General features: G+C 75.4%; 1 protein-coding gene. It reads left to right on the top strand.

The window, feature by feature from the left end:
* On the top strand, window positions 1–907 hold a 907-nt coding region (locus tag ACLEQD_RS44400), incomplete at both ends, for a sulfatase-like hydrolase/transferase (protein WP_410391930.1).

The following is a 907-nucleotide window of genomic DNA, read 5'->3' as shown; positions in this document are numbered from 1 at the left end:
GCGTTTCGGGGGCGGTGGTGGGGGCGCCGTCGTGGTGCTGGCGGTGGCGCTGACGGTGCGGCGCCCGGAGCTTGCCGTCCAGCAGCCGCTGGTGGTGCTCATCGGCATCGACGCGTTCCGGCCGGACCGGCTGGGCGCGACGGGGCACGGGGTGGCGCCCCAGGTGGAGCGCTTCCTCCAGGACGCCACGCTCTTCACGCGGGCCTATACGCCGGTGGCGCAGACGGAGCCCGCGTGGCGCTCGCTGCTCACCGCGCGGTGGCCGTACCGCACGGGCGTGCGCTACCCGCTGACGTCCGACGCGCGGCTCGTGCTGGCGCCCACCTTCGCGCAGCGCTTCGCGGACGCGGGATGGCGCACGGTGTTCGCCACGGACTGCTCGCGCTTCCACTTCGAGGGCCCGGCCTCCGGCTTCGCCACGCGCTGGCAGCCTCCGCGCGGCGCGCTCAACTTCGCGCTGGAGAAGCTGCGCTACCGGGCGCTGGGCCTCTTCGCGGACAACCCCGCGGGCGCCGCGTGGGTGCCCGAGTTCATCGACAACCGCGCGCTGGCCGGCATCCATGACCCCATGGGCTATGCGCGGCGGCTGTCGGACGGGCTGCTGGCGGAGGCGGGGGAGGGGCCGCTGCTCTTCGCCTTCCACGCCACGGCCGCGCACTTCCCGGGCGACCCGGTGTATCCGTTCTACCGCCGCTACGTGGCCGCGTCCGAGCCGCTGGAGCGCCGGCTGCGCATGCACTTCGCCCCGGTGGCGCCGGGCGCGAAGGGCGCGTGGAGCCGCGAGGGCGCGGAGGGGCTCTACGACGAGCTGCTCGCGCAGGCGGACGCGCAGGTGGGCACGCTGCTGGACGCGCTGCGGGCCTCCGGGCGCTACGACGACGCGCTCATCGTGCTGACTGTCCGACCA

It is taken from the genome of Corallococcus sp. 4LFB, from assembly GCF_046520365.1.
GTDB lineage: Bacteria > Myxococcota > Myxococcia > Myxococcales > Myxococcaceae > Corallococcus > Corallococcus caeni.
The sequence above is the reverse complement of the archived record's forward strand: the minus strand, read 5'-3'. Positions and strand labels throughout refer to the sequence as shown.